At 34.0% G+C, this 18,035-nt stretch carries 13 protein-coding genes and 3 pseudogenes; 8 read left to right on the plus strand and 8 right to left on the minus strand.

The annotated features are described in order from the left end of the window. Positions 1-137: 137 nt before the first annotated feature. Entirely contained in the window at positions 138-2,399 is a 2,262-nt protein-coding gene (locus CEF13_RS06160; RefSeq protein WP_102709902.1) for an O-antigen ligase family protein, read from the minus strand. Between the two features lie 346 nt (positions 2,400-2,745). On the opposite strand from CEF13_RS06160, the gene CEF13_RS06165 reads away from it, so the two are divergent. Genes CEF13_RS06165 through CEF13_RS06195 form a run of 7 tightly spaced genes read left to right on the plus strand, consistent with a single transcriptional unit; the run spans position 2,746 to position 11,382 of the window. Continuing rightward, positions 2,746-3,675 carry an NAD-dependent epimerase/dehydratase family protein gene (locus CEF13_RS06165; RefSeq protein ID WP_102709903.1) on the plus strand — a complete coding sequence of 310 codons (930 nt, stop codon included), beginning with the start codon at positions 2,746-2,748 and terminating at the stop codon, positions 3,673-3,675. Between the two features lie 23 nt (positions 3,676-3,698). Next, positions 3,699-4,481, plus strand: a complete 783-nt coding sequence (locus tag CEF13_RS06170) for an ABC transporter permease (protein ID WP_102709904.1) — start codon at positions 3,699-3,701, stop codon at positions 4,479-4,481. Between the two features lie 11 nt (positions 4,482-4,492). Continuing rightward, a complete protein-coding gene (locus CEF13_RS06175) occupies positions 4,493-5,764 on the plus strand; it encodes an ABC transporter ATP-binding protein (RefSeq protein WP_102709905.1) in 1,272 nt (423 codons plus the stop codon). 28 nt (positions 5,765-5,792) lie between these two features. Then, a complete protein-coding gene (locus tag CEF13_RS06180; RefSeq protein WP_208414644.1) occupies positions 5,793-6,932 on the plus strand; it encodes a class I SAM-dependent methyltransferase in 1,140 nt (379 codons plus the stop codon). 18 nt (positions 6,933-6,950) lie between these two features. Beyond that, a complete protein-coding gene (locus CEF13_RS06185) occupies positions 6,951-9,197 on the plus strand; it encodes an HAD family hydrolase (RefSeq protein ID WP_102709906.1) in 2,247 nt (748 codons plus the stop codon). A 41-nt stretch (positions 9,198-9,238) separates the two neighbouring features. Continuing rightward, entirely contained in the window at positions 9,239-10,453 is a 1,215-nt protein-coding gene (locus CEF13_RS06190; protein ID WP_102709907.1) for a glycosyltransferase, read from the plus strand. Further along, positions 10,453-11,382: a glycosyltransferase family 2 protein gene (locus tag CEF13_RS06195; RefSeq protein WP_102709908.1), complete on the plus strand. Its 930-nt coding sequence runs from the start codon at positions 10,453-10,455 to the stop codon at positions 11,380-11,382. The genes CEF13_RS06190 and CEF13_RS06195 overlap by 1 nt, the downstream gene beginning before the upstream one ends. A 511-nt stretch (positions 11,383-11,893) precedes the next feature. Here CEF13_RS06195 and CEF13_RS29655 read toward each other — a convergent pair. The 6 genes and pseudogenes from CEF13_RS29655 to CEF13_RS29140 form a co-directional block, all read right to left on the minus strand. Then, positions 11,894-12,067: pseudogene (locus tag CEF13_RS29655) on the minus strand (hypothetical protein); the annotation flags it as partial. A gap of 981 nt (positions 12,068-13,048) precedes the next feature. Further along, positions 13,049-13,324: a transposase gene (locus CEF13_RS06200; RefSeq protein ID WP_102709909.1), complete on the minus strand. Its 276-nt coding sequence runs from the start codon at positions 13,322-13,324 to the stop codon at positions 13,049-13,051. Positions 13,325-13,336: 12 nt separating this feature from the next. After that, positions 13,337-13,486 (minus strand): DUF6056 family protein, encoded by a 150-nt coding sequence (locus CEF13_RS29660; protein ID WP_424991978.1) that lies wholly within the window; start codon positions 13,484-13,486, stop codon positions 13,337-13,339. A 147-nt stretch (positions 13,487-13,633) separates the two neighbouring features. Next, entirely contained in the window at positions 13,634-14,047 is a 414-nt protein-coding gene (locus tag CEF13_RS06205) for a GtrA family protein (protein ID WP_102709910.1), read from the minus strand. Beyond that, entirely contained in the window at positions 14,047-14,268 is a 222-nt protein-coding gene (locus tag CEF13_RS06210) for a hypothetical protein (RefSeq protein WP_102709911.1), read from the minus strand. Before CEF13_RS06210 ends, CEF13_RS06205 begins: the two co-directional genes overlap by 1 nt. Before the next feature lie 448 nt (positions 14,269-14,716). Beyond that, a pseudogene (locus CEF13_RS29140) lies at positions 14,717-15,329 on the minus strand (transposase); the annotation flags it as partial. A gap of 271 nt (positions 15,330-15,600) precedes the next feature. Here CEF13_RS29140 and CEF13_RS06220 point away from each other — a divergent pair. Next, a pseudogene (locus tag CEF13_RS06220) lies at positions 15,601-16,118 on the plus strand (class I tRNA ligase family protein). Between the two features lie 91 nt (positions 16,119-16,209). Here the strand turns inward: CEF13_RS06220 and CEF13_RS06225 are convergent. Beyond that, positions 16,210-17,970, minus strand: coding sequence for a DUF3329 domain-containing protein (locus tag CEF13_RS06225; RefSeq protein WP_102709913.1), 1,761 nt, complete (start codon positions 17,968-17,970; stop codon positions 16,210-16,212). Positions 17,971-18,035 lie beyond the last annotated feature (65 nt).

Raw genomic sequence — 18,035 nt, forward strand, 5'->3', positions numbered from 1 at the left:
AGAAAAGTGAATCAGAACGTTCTATTGCTATTTATTCTTAGCAGTCTTAAAACATGCCAATAATGAATCGAAAAAAGAAGAAAGACTGCCCATGCCGCAAAAGTTAAGCGGATGGACAGTCTTATGAAAGGGTTTAATTATTGGGTTGAAGCTATCTCAAGCTGAGAGATAGCTTCATTTATCGCTTCTGTGAAGGCGAAAGCTCGACCTTGCTGCTGTTCAGGAGGAAGAGAAGCAAGCTGATCCATTCTCCGCTGAATTTCACTAGAAAGTTGGTCAACACGTTCCTTGTATTGACTCGCAGCAGCGGTATCGTTTGCCGCTAGAGCGTTCTTGCTGGCTGTTACATAGGAGGTGATAACAGCTTCATAGATATTAATATCCCATGGGAATTTGCTTAAACCTTCCTCAAGCATTGCGATTGATTGTTCCAATTGTCCTTTTTCCTGAAGCAGACGGTAGTTTGTCATAATAATAATACGATTATACGGATCATATTTCTGAGCAAGCTTTAGTGTAGCTAAAGCTTCGTCCAGCATATCAAATTCATCTATTTGCCTATAACCCTGCTCAAGCCAATTCGCTTTCGTTAGTGAAAAATCAGTATGTTTAGGAGAGATTGCAATAGCTTTATTGATTAATATAAGAAGCTCGCTTAAAGATGTTTGCTGTTGAACCGCTAAACTAAAAGCTTTATTGTATTTCTGGATAGCGGTGTTTTCACGTATAGCTGTCACTAGCAACACGATAGAGAGCAAGCCTATTGCAGCAGGATAGATGATCTTTTGCCAGCTTTTCTTCGTTTTATTAGTCAAGCTCTCGATCATAAGCTTGCTGCTATAGGGTGCCAGCATGCAGCCAAGAGATACAAAGACGATTGCGCTTATAAAGATAAAGCTCATATCGAAATCAAGCGCGCTGTGCATTAAGAGCGTTAACGACATAATAAAAAAGATGAAATGACTGCCTCGCAGCTCTGGAAAACGGATAAATGAGCGAATGTATAAATAATAAACAAATCCAATGAGTCCAACTAAAGCGATTAGGCCAATCCAGCCAGACTCCACCAGAACCTGGACAAAATAACTGTGTGCTTGTCTGCTCCAATAAGGGTTGTTCTGGTATTGCTCGAACATAGCTTGCCAAGCTCCACCGCCCCCACCAAGCAGGGGATAATCCTCTGCTACGCGGAGACCATCTTTATAGAAAGTGAGACGTTCTAACACGCTATGCTGCTGAAAATTAATGTTTTCAAAGCGAACAGCAATCTTATCGGGGAGCAGTCCACGCACTGCGCTGCTGCTCGTGAGAGCGCCAATGGCGGCTCCAGTAAAGACGATGATAGCTCCAGGAACGGCAGCGAAGGACCATTTGCGGGCTGCAAGCTTGTTCATCTTCGCTTCTACGTGGACATTAACCTTATAATGGTAGAGCATGATAAGTCCAGTTGTGATGGCCATTCCCAATAGAAGCAAGCCCCAGCTTTGCAAAGGCAGAGAGCTGAATAGTGAAATAGGGGTTTGTGCTTTCTCTTCATTAGGTTGTACGAGCTTTGAAATTGCTTCTGTAATAGTGGTTAGCTTGCCTAAAATACTCATTGAAACGACAACGGATAATACGAGAAATAGTAAATAATTAATTTGTTTCGTTAAACGTAGAAATGGAATAAGAATAAGCACCATAATCGGAATAATGACTACAGCTCCGCGTGAATAGGTAAGCATGAACGAAATCCATATCGGAACCAGCATAGCTGCATGAATGATCCGTGCGGACGGTCTGATGCAATGCACAGCGTAGTAGATACTAACTAAAAATAATGCAGCTAAAAACCCAGCATAAGTATTCGAATATTGAAATACGGCTGCTAGCCGATAACCATCGTGTGCAAGCCATAAAGCATCTCTATAATACATTTGACCGAATAGATTCAATAAACCAAACAGCACGATGCTATAAGAAGTAAGCATTAACGCATACTCAATCACTTTGCGATTGAGCTTGGACTCTGCAAAATACATACCGCTTATGAATAGAGCAGAGAGCAGAAATAATATCAGTGCCATAAAGACGGCGTAGTACTTCGACACGGCTTGAAAAGAAGACAGCCAATAAAGAAGCGGAAGTATAAGGACACCAATCGACAAAATACTTCGATAGCTATTGAGCTGCCAGCTTCGGGATATAAAAGCAGCAGTTAGCAGGAGGAGAATGAAACCATAAATCATGGCACCATAAAGAGCAGAATCAAATCCCAGCTCATACCCGTTAAACAACCCTCTATCATAAGGAAAGATGATAAGAAATAGGGCTATCGCAATCGTACCGATCCACTTTAAAAACGGTGGATTTGACGTTAAAGCATTCGTTTTATTCATTGTTTTTTTTCGTGCGCTCATTCGTATGTACTCCTCATCGCTATTTATATAATCAGTATGTAGTTAGGTATCTTCTCTGTGTATTTTAGCAAAAGAGGGAATAGATTACTATATTAGAAGGAGTGATTTGTATGAAGTTTACATATTTGTTGGATTAGAGTTTTGGCAATAACGTACACAAACATCAATATTTCAACAATTTGTTCAGTAATGGAGGGAGAATAAGGTATTATTATGGAAGGAAGTTTGGTAAGATAACGAAGGTAGAGTGACGAAAATATTGGAGTTAAACTTAATTATTTTATACTGGAAATAAGAATGATTTTAATATTCTTTCAATAGAAGATACATACGGAGGGAAACTAATATGAATATAATAGTCACTGGTGGAGCTGGGTTTATTGGTTCTCATATCGTTGATTTACTAGTTGAAAATAACCATTCTGTGATGATAATTGATGATTTATCAACTGGAGAAATCAGTAATATCAATCAGAAAGCTACATTCATTAATAAAGATATTCTAGATAATCTTGAATATGAATTTAAAGAATTTAGACCGGATTATGTTATCCATCATGCGGCACAAGTCGATGTAAATTCTTCAATGATAGACCCTATATCAGATTCTAAATCAAATATAGTAGGTACTATTAATTTATTGAATCATTGTGTTAAATATAATACAAAAAAGATAGTATATGCTTCCTCTGCTGCTATCTATGGAGTGCCTGAATATTTAAGTATAGATGAGAAACATCCAATTACCCCACTATCTTGTTACGGCATATCTAAGTTCACACCAGAACAATATATTAAAACATATTCTACTTTGTATGATTTTGATTATACAATACTAAGATATTCGAATGTATATGGTGAGAGGCAGAGTTCTAAAGGTGAGGGAGGAGTAGTTTCTATTTTTTTGAATAAATTACTGTCAGGTGAGGTTCCAGTCATTCATGGTGACGGTGAACAAACTAGAGATTTTATTTATGTTAAAGATGTTGCGAGAGCAAATTATAGTGCGCTCTTTCTTGGTAGTAAAAAAACGTGTAATATTTCGACAAATACAAGAATAAGTATCAAAGCTCTTTATGCTATGTTAACAGAATCTATGGGGATTAAAAAAATAGAACCAATAAGTACAACTAGTAGAGTTGGTGATATTTTACATAGTGTTCTTGACAATAAATTAGCATTTCATGAACTAGATTGGTCGCCTAAATACTCAGTAGAGCAAGGCATTGAAGAAATTGTTAAATATTATAAAAGGAATGTTTCTGTTAATTTATAGAACGAAATTGGATGGTTGATAAAATGAAAAACATAAAAACTACGATTAGATTAATATTCGAACTTTCTAAAAACGATTTTAAAGTTCGTTATGCAGCTTCATATCTAGGAATCGTTTGGGGAATAGCAAATCCATTAATAACCTTATTAGTGTATTGGTTTGTTTTTGAAATTGGTTTTAGATCTGGTGCTAGACCGGATGGCACCCCATTTATCGTATGGCTTGCTTGTGGAATGGTTATGTGGTTTTTGGTTTCTGAAAGTGTTTCTACTTCAAGTAATAGTTTCTTGGAATATAGTTATCTTGTGAAAAAGGTATCGTTTAGAATAGGCATTCTACCCATTGTAAAGATAATTTCTTCATTGTATAACCACATTATTTTCTTAATTATTTTAGGTGTTATTTTATTAACAAATGGAGTTAAACCGGATATTACTAATATTCAATTTTTATATTATCTGTTTTGTAGTATTTATTTATTAACGGGTATAGGATTAATTACTTCTTCACTGGTAGTCTTTATTAGAGATATTGGTCAATTGGTGGGGATTGCAGTTCAGATTGGATTTTGGTTAATTCCAATTGTATGGTCATCTGAAATAATACCAGATAAATACATTTATTTGTTCAAGTTAAATCCCGTTTATTACCTTGTAGAGGGTTATCGAGATACATTTATAGAAAATGTTTGGTTTTGGCACAGATATAACCAATCGTTCTATTTTTGGTGCATTTCTACGATAATATTATTTATTGGTTATAAGCTATTTAAAAGGCTGAAACCACATTTTGCAGATGTTTTATAGTGGAGGATATAATGAGCGAGATATCAATTCAATTAAATAATATTTCTAAAAAGTATAAATTGTATTCAAAACCTATTGACCGAGTTCAGGAATCAATTTTAGGGAAAAAGAAACACGTTGAATTTATTGCGCTAAAGGATGTTTCTCTTAGTATTAAAAAAGGTGAGACCTTAGGTATTATTGGAGAGAATGGCTCAGGGAAATCAACTTTATTGAAAATTATCTCGGGAGTGTTAACTGAAAGCTCAGGGACTAAGAAAGTAGAAGGACATGTTGCAGCTCTCTTGGAGCTAGGAACGGGATTTAACATGGAGTATACAGGTTATGAAAACATCTTTCTTAATGGTACAATGCGTGGATTTACTAAAGACCAAATGAATGAGAAATTAAAACAGATCATTGATTTTGCTGATATTGGTGATTTTATTAATAGACCAGTTAAAACCTATTCTAGTGGGATGTTTGCGAGATTAGCTTTTTCCGTTATGATCAGCTTTAAACCGGAGATATTGATTGTAGATGAGGCATTATCTGTGGGAGACGTATTCTTTCAGCAAAAATGTAATCGATATATGAAAGAGAATATGGATGATGTTACAAAAATACTAGTATCACATGATCTTTCTTCTATTGCAAGTATGGCTGATAATGTACTCGTCCTCTCAAGGGGTGAGGTTGTATTTTACGGTGAACCGCTAAAGGCAATTGAATTTTATACTAAAAGGGTACATTCAAAAGTTTTCCAAAGCAACAGTGAATTGAATTCAGATGATCTTATTCAGATTACTGCCAGTATAGACGATACTAATTGGACTGCAATTGACAAGGAAGCTTTAGGAGGAGCAGGAGAAGTAGTAATTAAGTCTATTAAATTCATGGTAAATGGCGAAGAATATAAAGGATACGTTACAAAAGAATCTATAGTAGAAATAAATATGCGAATAGCCTGTTTTAAAGAAACAACTGAATTAATTTTCGGATATTTAGTTAATGATAAATACGGAAACGCCATATTCGGCGAAAATACATTGAGTTCTAATCTTAAAGTAGGCAAAATAGAGGCCAATAAAGAATATCTGGTTAAGATGTATCTTAATTGGCCAGAGATTCAAGAGAATGATTATTTCATAACTCTTGGTATTGGTGAAGGGTTTCATGAATTACAGCACACGATTCAATGCTGGGCACATAATATCATTCAAGTTAAGAATATTACTACTGAAACTGTTCACGCAATTTTTAATAATAAAATCAAGGAAATTAGTATTGAGAAAATTAAATAATTATAAGTGATTATGGAGATGATTCAAGTTGTCAAAATGGCGAATTAAAAATCCGATATTTGAGTCTGATCAATTAAATAGTAAATTACGTGTTGCCCCTTGGGAAGGACATCGTAAATTTGCATATGATTTTGTTGAATATTTAAAGCCGGTCCGAATTGTAGAACTAGGCAGTCACTATGGCTGCTCATTGTTTTCGTTTGCGCAATCAATAAAAGACCACAAATTAGAAACTGAGTTATATGCAGTAGATACTTGGGGTGGTGATGAGCAAGCCGGTTACTATGGCGAAGAGGTAATAGGACTTGTGAGTGAGACGGTATCTAAATACTTTAATGATATTAATGTTAACTTACTTCGAAAAACGTTTGATGATGCTTTATCTGATTTTGATGATGATTCTGTTGATATTATTCATATTGATGGTCTTCATACGTATGAGGCGGTCAAACATGACTTTACTACTTGGTTACCTAAGCTTAATAGAAATGGAATAATATTATTTCATGACGTACATAGCCCATTAGAATATGGATCGAATCAATTTTGGCAGGAGATTAAGAGCCTCTACCCCCATTATGAATTTACACATAGTTGGGGACTAGGAATGTTATTTCCAAAAGGTAGAGACATATATGAAAAATTAGAACATGAAAACTTTAAAGATATCGCTTTAATATATGAATATAAAGCACTATTTGAGTTTGAGAAAATTAAGAACAATGACCTGTCCGATATGGTGAAGGATCGAGATGAGCTTATTACCAAAAACGAAAAGAATATTTCAAATCTTAATAATACCATAATTGATATTGAAAAATTAGTTAGTGAAAAAGATATTGCTTTAAAAGCAACGGAGAGATTAGTAGTCGAACGGGATGTTGCATTAAAAGCAACGGAGAGATTAGTAGACGATCGAGATGTTGCATTAAAAGCAACGGAAAAATTAGTCATTGAAAGAGATATTGCACTAGCAGCTGTGGAAAAATTGGTAATAGAAAGAGATGAAGAGTTAGAAAAAGTTAATTCGCGTTTAAGTGCTGAACTCGAGAAATTAAGTTATTTAGAAAATGAGTTGAATAAATTGAATGCTAAGAATACAGAACAATGTGAATTGATTAATTATTATAAATCCAAAAAAATTATTATTAATTTTAAAAAGAAGTAGATAACTAGGAGTGTAATGATGAAGGAAGCTATTAAACGTATATCAAACATTAAATCTTTGAAATATGTTTTCTTTGATATATTTGATACTATTCTACTCAGGAAAGTGCACCCTGAATATACAAAGATGATTTGGGCTAAACGAATCAGTATTCAACTAGCTAGTAGAATTACTGCTCAAGAAATATACAACATCAGAAATAGAGTAGAAGCTGAAACTTGTACTAGCAATGAACGTGCCGGGAAAGATAAAGAATTTACTTACGACCAATTAATTGGTCATTTATTTATGGTTTTTAAGCAAGAAAATATATTAGCACCCGAAGTAGATTATCAGAGTTTTTATGATTTATGTTTAGATATTGAAATTGACGTAGAGACAGCAGTGCAATATGTTGACCCCGTATGGTTAGAAACGATAAAAGAAATAAAACTTAAGACAGAATTAAAAGTAATTTGTGTTTCGGATTTTTACCTCCCAGAGGAAGCTATCCGAAGATTGTTTATTTATCATGAGATAGAAGAATATATTGATGATTTTGTAGTTTCGAGTGAGTATTTGCTCACCAAGAGAACGGGACGCTTATTTGATTTTGTTATGGAGTCAAAAGACATTCGGCCTTCTGAAATTATAATGATTGGCGATAATGAGGTGTCAGACCATCAAATACCTCAAAGTAAAAGCATACATTCTCATTTAATCAATCGTACAAAACAAGTAGCTTTCTATGATAGATTTATGAAAGAAAATAAATTTCAGAACAATAAGCAAATTTCTGATAATGTGCTAGCTTTAGCAAAGGATAATAGATTTAAATCTCCATTTAATAACATAATATTCTCACTTTTTTATTTCACAAAAAAATTATATGAAGACTTAGTTAGCAAGGGTGTAAAAGATGTGTTCTTTTTATCTAGAGAAGGAGAATACTTAAAAGTTTTATTCGATAGATATCAAGAAGCTGAAGGCTACAGAGATTCTCGACTGATCCAATCACATTATTTAAAAGTTTCTAGAAAGTCGACGTTTTTACCTTCATTAAAGGAATTAACCCAAGAGGATTTTTACAATCTCTTTAGACAATATAGAAAAATCAGCTCATATGAATTCATGTCAAGTTTGAATTTTGAAGAAGAATTTATAAATAGTTTAGCACTGAACCTACAAATTAATTTAAATAAAAAAGAAGAAGATTTCCCTACAAGTGAACCGTTTCGTATCTTGTTAGAGAACAAGGCGTTTCAAGATTATTATGAAAATGTTAGAACCCAACAAAAAAAACTTTTTAAATTATACGTGAGCAACTTAAGTGGTAAGAAGAACATGGAGTCATTGCACATTGTAGATGTTGGTTGGAAGGGAACAATTCAAGATAACATATATAATATATATGATGGACAGGTTTCAATTAACGGGTATTATGTTGGGCTTGTCGCTTTGGGAAACATGAAAGAAGATAATGATAAAAAAGGTATTGTTTTTTCGATAGTATCTCATAAGAATAATCAAACTGCAGTATTTAATGAAAATAGAGCATTATTCGAAATAATGTTGGGTGCAACTCATGGCAGCGCTGATCGTTATATTTATAAAGACAATAATACTGATGTTGGAGTATTAACAATACAAAATGAGAAAGAAAAAGAGATATTTGAAAAGATAGTTCAACCAGCGCAAAATGGAATGTTTGAGACGTTTGAAGAAATTTGTGAAATATTCTGTTTAAGAAGTTTGGATATAGAAAATTTCATAAATGAATTTGCACTTATTCATTCTGATTTAGTACTTTCGCCTACAACAAAAGAACTTTCTTTTTTTGATAAACTCTATCACTATGAAAATTTTGGTGTTTTTGAATTTACAGAGTTCAATGCTGTATTAGAGAAGCGTACTATAGTATATAGAATAAATAATGCATTTCAACTTATAAGGAATCCTCATGGATTCTTCTCCAATAGTTTTTGGGCTCCAATTACACTAAAAGAGAAGGGGCTTGGTGTACTAATTCCCCTTTATAGTTGGTATAAGAAAAGAAAATATTTTAATAAAACAGAGGAATTTCAGAATAAATCTGATGATTCAACTTCAGTTATTAATAATTTTGAAAGTATGATTAAGGATAGAGATGAAGCAATTAGGAATATGACTCGTATGATAGATGATCGAGACGATGCAATAAAGAGCATGACTAATATGATTGATGAGCGAGATGCTTTGATTAAGCAACTTTATAGTGAGATTGATAAGTTGAAAACCCATATATAAGAGTTCTTATGTGAATTAAGGTAGTGAAGGAGAGGTAACAAATGAAGTGGGCAATATTACTCGGGTCTCCTGACATAAGTGGTGGAAGTTATGTCATTTTCGAGCATGCAATTAGAGCAAAAAAAAATGGAGAAGAAGTAACTATTATTACTGAAGAAAAAGTAAATATGGAAAGGTTACACTGGCACCCGGAAGCAAGGATATTAAATTGGAGAACCTATGACGAAGCTATGACGGATAATTATGATATTTGTATTGCAACATGGTGGAGAACGGTATATGAAATTACTCGTATCACTGCGAGTACATACGCATACTTTGTGCAATCGATTGAGTCTCGCTTTTACGACCTTCATGAAAAACCATTGAGACAGCTTGTTGAATCAACCTATCATTTACCTCTACATATAATAACTGAAGCGACATGGATACAGATGTACCTAAAAACGGAATGTAATAAATCAGCGTACCTCGTCAAAAATGGAATTCGCAAAGATATCTATTCAACAGAGGGCGAAAGATATGCTGAGAGGAAACAAGGAAAACTAAGAATTTTAGTTGAGGGACCCATTGATGTTGGATTCAAAAACGTTCCTAAGACCATTGAGTTGTGTAGGAATTCTAAGGCAGACGAGATATGGTTGCTTACTTCTAGTCCGGTAGATACATATCCTGGAGTCGATAGGGTTTTTTCAAGAGTACCTATATTTGAAACGGCAAATATATATAGATCATGTGATGTTATTATAAAGCTTAGTTATGTAGAAGGAATGTTTGGTCCACCACTTGAAATGTTTCATTGTGGAGGGACATCTATAACTTATAACGTAACAGGACATGATGAATACATCGTATCTGACTACAATGGTTTAGTTGCACAAAAAGACGATGATAAGAGAATTATTGAATATATTAATATGTTAAAAGAAGATTCTACTAAATTAAACGAACTTAAAGTTAATGCTCTGAAAACAGCAGGGGATTGGCACAATTGGGATGAAGCAGCGGAGCAATTTGTAGATGCAGTACATGACATTTTCAATAATAAACCACATATCGAGAAGGAAGAACTTAAGAAAAATCATCAGTTCTTTTTCGAATGGTATGTGATTGCGGAGGATTATAAGAACGTTAAATTGTCTGCTTCAAGGTCAATTATGTTCGAGAAACTTAAAAAGCATATTAGAGTGAGATATCCTAAGTTTCATCAGAAGTTGAGAAAAATAAAATTTTCCCTAATTGCGAGAAAAGGTTAATGTTTAACGTCCAAGTACTAATGTCGACGTATAATGGTGAAAAGTATATTAGTGAGCAAATACAAAGTATATTAGATCAGGAAAATGTAAATGTTCATCTTTTAATTCGAGATGATGGTTCTACAGATAAAACAGTTGAAATAATTAATTCGTTTATGAAAAAATATAGTGATCAAATAATGTTTTATGCTGCTGAAAATATTGGAGTGAAAGATAGCTTTTTAGAGCTATTGAAAAATAGTAATGAGATGTTTGACTACTTTGCATTTTCTGATCAAGATGATTATTGGCTGCCGAATAAGCTTTTTGCAGGGATAAATTATATAACCAATTCGATGGAAGATGGTCCAATCCTATATTGTTCAAGAACAACCTTAGTTGATGAGGATTTAAAACGATTAGTCGAATGGCCTCCCGTACCCAAGAGACCATTGAAGCTTAATAATTCTCTTGTGGAAAACGTTGTTGTTGGATGCACGATGATAATCAATATACCTGCAAGAAAACTTTTGATTAAATTAAGACCAAATACCCAAAACATTATTATGCATGATTGGTGGATGTATTTATGTATTTCTGCGTTTGGTAGAGTTTATTTTGATAAGCAATCAAACATATTATACAGACAACACTCGAATAATTTAATAGGCGGAGAACGATCGATATTTAAGAAATGGAGCAAAAAATTTAGGAACGTTTTTTTGAAATTACATAATAACATAAGATCAATACAAGCTCTTGAGTTTAATTCTGTATTGAACCGTAATAAAGTATGCTTTAGCGAAATTGAAACACTTACAGAATTTAATGCTTATGTAACGTATTCAGTATCTAAAAGATTGAAATATTCGTTTAAAAATAAATTATATAGGCAATCTAAAATGGAAAGTGTTTTACTTAAGGCGCTGCTACTGATAGCAAGAGTCTAATTATTTTTTAATCAAACAGTATAGATGAACGACCCGGATCGGTTGCAATAGATGAATAAGATTACTGAGCGAGATATACTTTACCATCGAGTAATGCAATTCACGGTGAAGCTCATTGATAATTACACTGAGAAAATGACAGAAGAAACGAATAAAATACTCAAGCAAATTAGGGACTAACCCTTGTCTGTGAGACAGAGATCAAAACACCTTGCAAGTTAAACAGCCAGCCGACGGAAATCAACAAGCGACTAGTTATTTAGATTTGGATGGCGAGTTAAGTGATAGCAGGCAATATAGTCTCGAACGTTCTGTACAACGATTAACTTCGTTGTATATGTGAGACCTATAAGGGAATTTCAGACTTTAGAGTGGAAAGAAACGATTCCATGAGGCATTATCAGCGGGCGTTCACTTGCGGGACATGCTCATGGTAATGCCGTTTCCTTTTTACGGTCGTCTGATAGGCCTCTGACTTACATATACACACTGCCCTGACCGCTATGGAGCATCATTCCTGGTCGGCTCGGGAGTTGATTCTACGTATCAAGAACACAAATGATGTTTCTTGTTTATCTGCTATACGGTAAACTATAATCTCTCTGGAATACAAGTCCAAAAAGTTTGATAAGTATATCGTTCTTCCGCCAAACAGCAAATACGTAATATCCGTCACGAGTTTTTGTAATGGTGCATCTGCTTGAAATTACAGTTGTAACACATGTTCTGCTACCTGCGCAGGCTTTCCAGTCGGTTTGGATTTCTTCATTCTGACTCAACATTGTAGGTGCTCACTTTGCACTATCCGTTGCTAACGCTTGTGGATAGATCGTTTGTTCCTCCCTAAGGCAGCGCGGCGAATATGCGATATCCGTAGCGAAATTTATGAAGCAATTGCTGAATGGTCTAATCGGCATGTTAAGTCTTCAGCAAGATTGTCAGTCCAAATGGGCAATCTGTCGCTCCTGCCATCACAGAAGCGAATGACTGTCCACATACTTTTGGTTAATTACATGCGCTATGATAAAACATAAAAAAGAAAAGTGAGCCCTAGTTAGGTCCCACTTTATCTGTTCTATACTTAAGTCAACACAACGACCGAGTCAACTTTCCATTTTTAGAATGGATTTTTTTCTATGTACGGTTTTCATCAAATATTCTCTACAACCTTGCTTTTTAATTATTATTTCATAAAAAATATTAGAGATCTGAAAATTTATATTTAAAGTCTCTTATTTCGAGAAAAGAATCATCGCTATCAACTTTTACCATTACAAGATCTTCTGTCACAACATATTCGCTATTTCCATTACTAGGAACAAAATAACTTATGATTTAGTAGGAGCAATCTTATAAGATTTATTAGCTTTTTCAACTTTGATAGAGCGAATCAAGTATTTCCCAAATTGTATTTTTAAATTCTGAACTGTATCTTCTAGTATTGGGAATACTGTTTCCTTGGCAAGCTCACTATCTTTTATCACTAGCGTTGCATAAACCCTAATCCTCTATATGTCTGAAAATTGAGATAACGTTTTTTAGGCTGCGAATCCAAAAGGTCAAGATCCTCTTAGAGATAGCTCTTTTCATTTGGATAATTTATGTAAATGTGTTCACGTGAGTAAGTAGTTAGGCGACTTTCCGATTAAACGGTTGCTTCTCTTCGTCACCTTCCTTTGGATTCTCGACTCGGCTTTTGCTTCATCCGTTCCAACCACTGGGTGTAGGGCTGCCACAGTAATTTCGTCAACCATCGGCTCAGTTGTAACAGACTGTGATCGACCTTCGCCTCCAACTTCACGAGAAAGAGCAAGCAGAAGGCGATAAGTGCGATCCAAATCTGGTTGTGAACCGCACGATCACTTTGACCGTGAAAATGCTTGATTCGCAGATGCTGCTTCATCCACTTAAAGAACGTTTCAATCGCCCAGCGACGATACATATCGCCAGGTTATTACGTAAAAATATCAATAAAAAACATTATTGCGTTTAGAAAATTGAAGATCTCTTTTCCTGTCATAAGCAAAAGTTGTAAATTAAAATGTACTAAATTCCTTCCGGTCCATGTAAAAAATAAGTTCCACTGAGATTTTACTATATTTATTAAACTTGATACTTATTGGTCACTAGTTCCAGAAATTACTATAATTGTATTCACCAGCTATATAAGGTTGGGAAATATTTATTGCCATAATAAACACAAATAGTACTATAGAAAATAAAATTATTCCTTTTTTGTAATTTATCATTTTTAAACCTCTTTAGTTTGCTTACTACTTTTAAAAATGTATACCTTACTAGCTATGTAATTAAGAATTACAACTAAAACATTGGTAATAACTTTAGAAATCAGGTCATCCATTTGAAGTATTTGAATTAACGCAATTAATAGTATTATATCTAACACAAATGATAAAACTCTAAAAGCTACAAATAACATTAACTCTCTAACTATTAAGAAAACTCCGCGATTTACATTTCTAAAAACAAAGATCTTATTCGTGATAAAAGCAAAAAGAATTGAAACAATCCATGCAATTGTAGTAGCAATTCTATAATCTATCCCACTTACTTTGGTTAGAATCACATATACAATAAGATTAATAGCTGTCGTAAGAATACCAAAGATAATATAAGTTATAATTTCTCTTTTATTGCCTCTCATCATTTACTCACATAATTAGACACTACTAGTTTAGTATCGTTATTATTTTTTTCGTTAAAAAGTCTACCTAAATATTCGCCAGTTATCCCTATTGAAAGTAATTGTATTCCTCCAAGTTGGTAGTATCCTATACTATCAATAATTGTTGTCAATCTCTCATATAATAAATTCAGAACGTCTTTCTCATTATAAGCAGGTATTTGAATTGAAACAGTTTTCATCAGTTGCTCTCCTTTAGAAGTATGTAGCTATATTGAATAAATTAGTAGTTACAATTAATTATACAATGAATAAAATTTAATTCGTTATAAACAATTTAAATGATTATGTAAGTTTTTTATTATCTTCGTAAGCCAACAACATGTTGAGATGTGTTTCTCCTGAGGGGAGTAAAATACAAAGAGTATTTTGCGGATTGGAGTAGAGTTTATGAATAAAATAAAAATAATAAAGATGCTAAGGAACTATTTAATCCCCTATTATCAACATTGTAACATATAACAAAGTAAAATAGTTCTAGTATTAATGAAATAGAAAGTGTAATTAGTCTAGTGAAATGGTTGCCTTAGGGAGAGCCCTACAAAAGTTCTGCTTTTGAGAAGAAGTGAGCTTTGAAATGGAAATGTGATCATGCGGATTAAAAAAAGCAGCTAGTTCTGAACTGCACCCCATTCGTTTCACATTTACAACAAATGCAGTGAGGTAGGCTTGTATTCGCATGCGAAATAAACCTCGGTATTTAAATGTTGCCATCCCGTGAAACCTCTTCATCTCTGCGTTTTTGTGTTCAATTATGGGTCTCCGATTTATTCGTTCTTTAAACGTATCGCTAAGCTCAAACGCGATCTGTTCCTTAAAATGTTCTGCAATGATACGAATCGAATATTACTTGCTCTTGGACCCCAGTTTTTAACATCCCTAGTTTAGCGGACAGGTCTTGCACTTCTCAACATCAAAATAAAACACAAGGGAGCGACTCTCTCCGCTTTGCTTACTTCCTTGTACTGCTTTGGCCAGTAGGACACATCACAACATTTGCATCTTTGTTGTACTCAAATCCTTCCTGTTGCTCTCCCCCATGGTGGACAATGGGATTCAATGGGACAACAGGTTGTATCGTTTCTTTTTTCTTCTTCGCTAGATTGTCTTTAGCTGAGTAGGCGGTATCTGCAATAATTACGGTTACTATGATGCCATTTGCTTGTGTCTACGCCAACAGGGAGGGAAGCTGTTTTCCATAATCACTACTGCTTGGTGTGACAGGTACAAGATTATATAATTCCGCATGAAATGATGCGTTTTTTTGTCTACCAACGTGCAACAACAGACTCATCTCACTTTACTTTTCTTCCATTATACAACAAACCCAGTACCATCAAGGCACTGGGTTACATTTTACAGATACTGTATTCGTTTTGCAGGGCGCTCATATTGGAGACTATATCTATTGGTGGAGCGTGGACTTATGCAAATGGTTCACTACATCTAGGGTGACTTACAAGTTTATTGCGGGAGATGTATTGGCACATTACTATCGTTTGAAGGGAGCAAAGGTGTTATATGTATCGGGCAGTGATTGCCATGGTCCCCCTGTTGATGTTCAAGCGACTCAACAGGTGTTACCCCTAGTGAGATTACAGATCGATACCATAAGGATTTTGCGGAGTGTTTTAAACAACTAAGATTCACATACAACCTTTCTACACGTACTGATCAGAAATTACACTATCATGAAGCCCAACACATGTTTCTTCGTTTATTGTAAAATGGCTATTAGTATAAGAAAGAAATACAACAAACCTATTGCGAAGCCGCTTAACGCTTTTTGCCTGATCGATATGTAGAAGGTAACTTCCCTGCTTGCGACAAATCTGTGCGAGATGATCAATGTGATTATTGTTCGACCTTACTAGATCCAGCAAACCTCTCAGACAAAACTTGTAGAATATGTGGCAATCCATCTGTAGAGAGTACGACAGAACATTATTACTTTTCACTTACAAGGCACCAAGCTGAGTTAGAGGAATATAGCTGGCAGATTGCAAGGATGGAAAGACAATGCGGCGAATAATTCAGATAAGAATGGTATCAATATTCTAATTGAATAAATCCGATTATCTAAAAGTCTTTCTACTAGATAATCGGATTATAATCAAAACGTATTATTTATTTGATAACAGGTGATTGAAGCCGTTTATTTCGATAAATGCACCATAAATATCAACTTTTACTTTCACAGCATCCCCTATTACAACGTAATCACTAATTCCGTAACCTGGAACGAAGAGATCTTTAATTTCTGTAGGAGTAAGTTTATAGGTCTTATTATCGGTTAAAACATTAATAGAACGAATAAAATATTCCCCTACTCCAAATTGTATTCTTAAATTCTGAACTGTGTCATCTGGTATTGGAAATATTACTTGCTTGGCAAGTTCACTATCTTTTATATATTCTCCAAACATATGACGATCATTAAAGCCTTTCCCGATGTCATAATAAACACTGTAATCATTAGTTACAAGGTTTGAATCAAATTCAACCTGTATTGAAGTAGTTGTCACGATTTGATCGCCTTTAACTCCTTTAAGAGTATTTAAACCAAAATACCTTTGCATAATAATATTATAGTAATGATCTTTATCACCGGTTATATCCCATCCAAATAAATGCTTAGTAAATTTAACATCTTGATAAATTGGTATTTTCACATCCAACTTACCTTTTTCAATATGCTCTTTTATAATTTTCATTCTATTTTGATGCTCATCATTCATTTGTTTGTATTGTTGAAAAGTAAATAGCATTGAATTGAACAATAGTATTACTACAGCAATTAGTGGTAAGTTAAAAAGTTTTCTGTTTATCCAACATACAATGTTCCCATTTACTATAATAGAAATTGCAACTAAAAATGCAATACCAGCTGCAAATGAAGCCCTAGGAGGGAATGTGGGAGAAAAGAACATAGCAATAACTGAAAGTACCCCACCTAAAATGAATACAATGGATAAGACGACTTCCGTTTTTTTAGATTTAATATACTTGTTACGAAAAATTATTATGGATAAAAGAAATATTATCACTCCTCCTAAAAATAAAAGAAGATATCTTTGCTCACCAAAAATTAGTTCTGTACCATATTTGAAGTTTTGAATCTTTTTACTCAGTGTAAATTCATTATCCACGGAATGGCTTCTGCTAAAATTGCCCGGAGCAAGTAAAAGTATCATACTTCCAATTACTACAGAAGACAGACCACCATAATACCATTTTGGTAACGTTCTAATTTTAACCACAAACCAGAGATATAGGGAGATAGACCCGATTATAAACAAATTAACTATTGCTTGATTCTCTTGAGACCATCCCGCTAGTAATCCTAGAATGACCATAATCACAATTGATTTGTTGTCATCTTTTAATAAGTATTTACCATCTAGTAAATATCGATATGGTAGTAAGAAAACCAAACCTACTACTGCTACCCATAAGTAGTTAACTGCTCCAGCTTCCCAAAAAATGGTTTCACCAAATGCAGGTAGACCAAACCATGCTAAACATAAAACAAGCATAATGGATAGAAAGTCTTCTTTTTTATTAAAGCGAGTAAGTTTTGTAAATAATATTATTACAAATATCAATGCAACAAACATTACTGTATTAAGAATATTGAAGATACCTTTTCCAGTCCATAGTAATAGTTGCAAATTAAAATGCACTAAATTTCTTCCAGTCCAACCGAAAAACAAGTTCCACTGGGAGCGTACGATATCAATTAAACTTGAGACTCGCTGGTCAAAAGTTCCAGCAACTAAACTGTAATTATACTCATCTGCTGTGTAGGGCATAAAGATGTTAATTGCTAAGATAAACATAAATAGAGTTGAAGAAAATAGAATTATTCCTTTTTTATAATTCATTATTTAAAAGCTCCTTTAATTACTTGCTCACTTATTTTGATAGTAGTTTATTACTTACATATTAG

This window comes from Paenibacillus castaneae, assembly GCF_002884445.1.
GTDB classification, from domain to species: domain Bacteria; phylum Bacillota; class Bacilli; order Paenibacillales; family Paenibacillaceae; genus Pristimantibacillus; species Pristimantibacillus castaneae.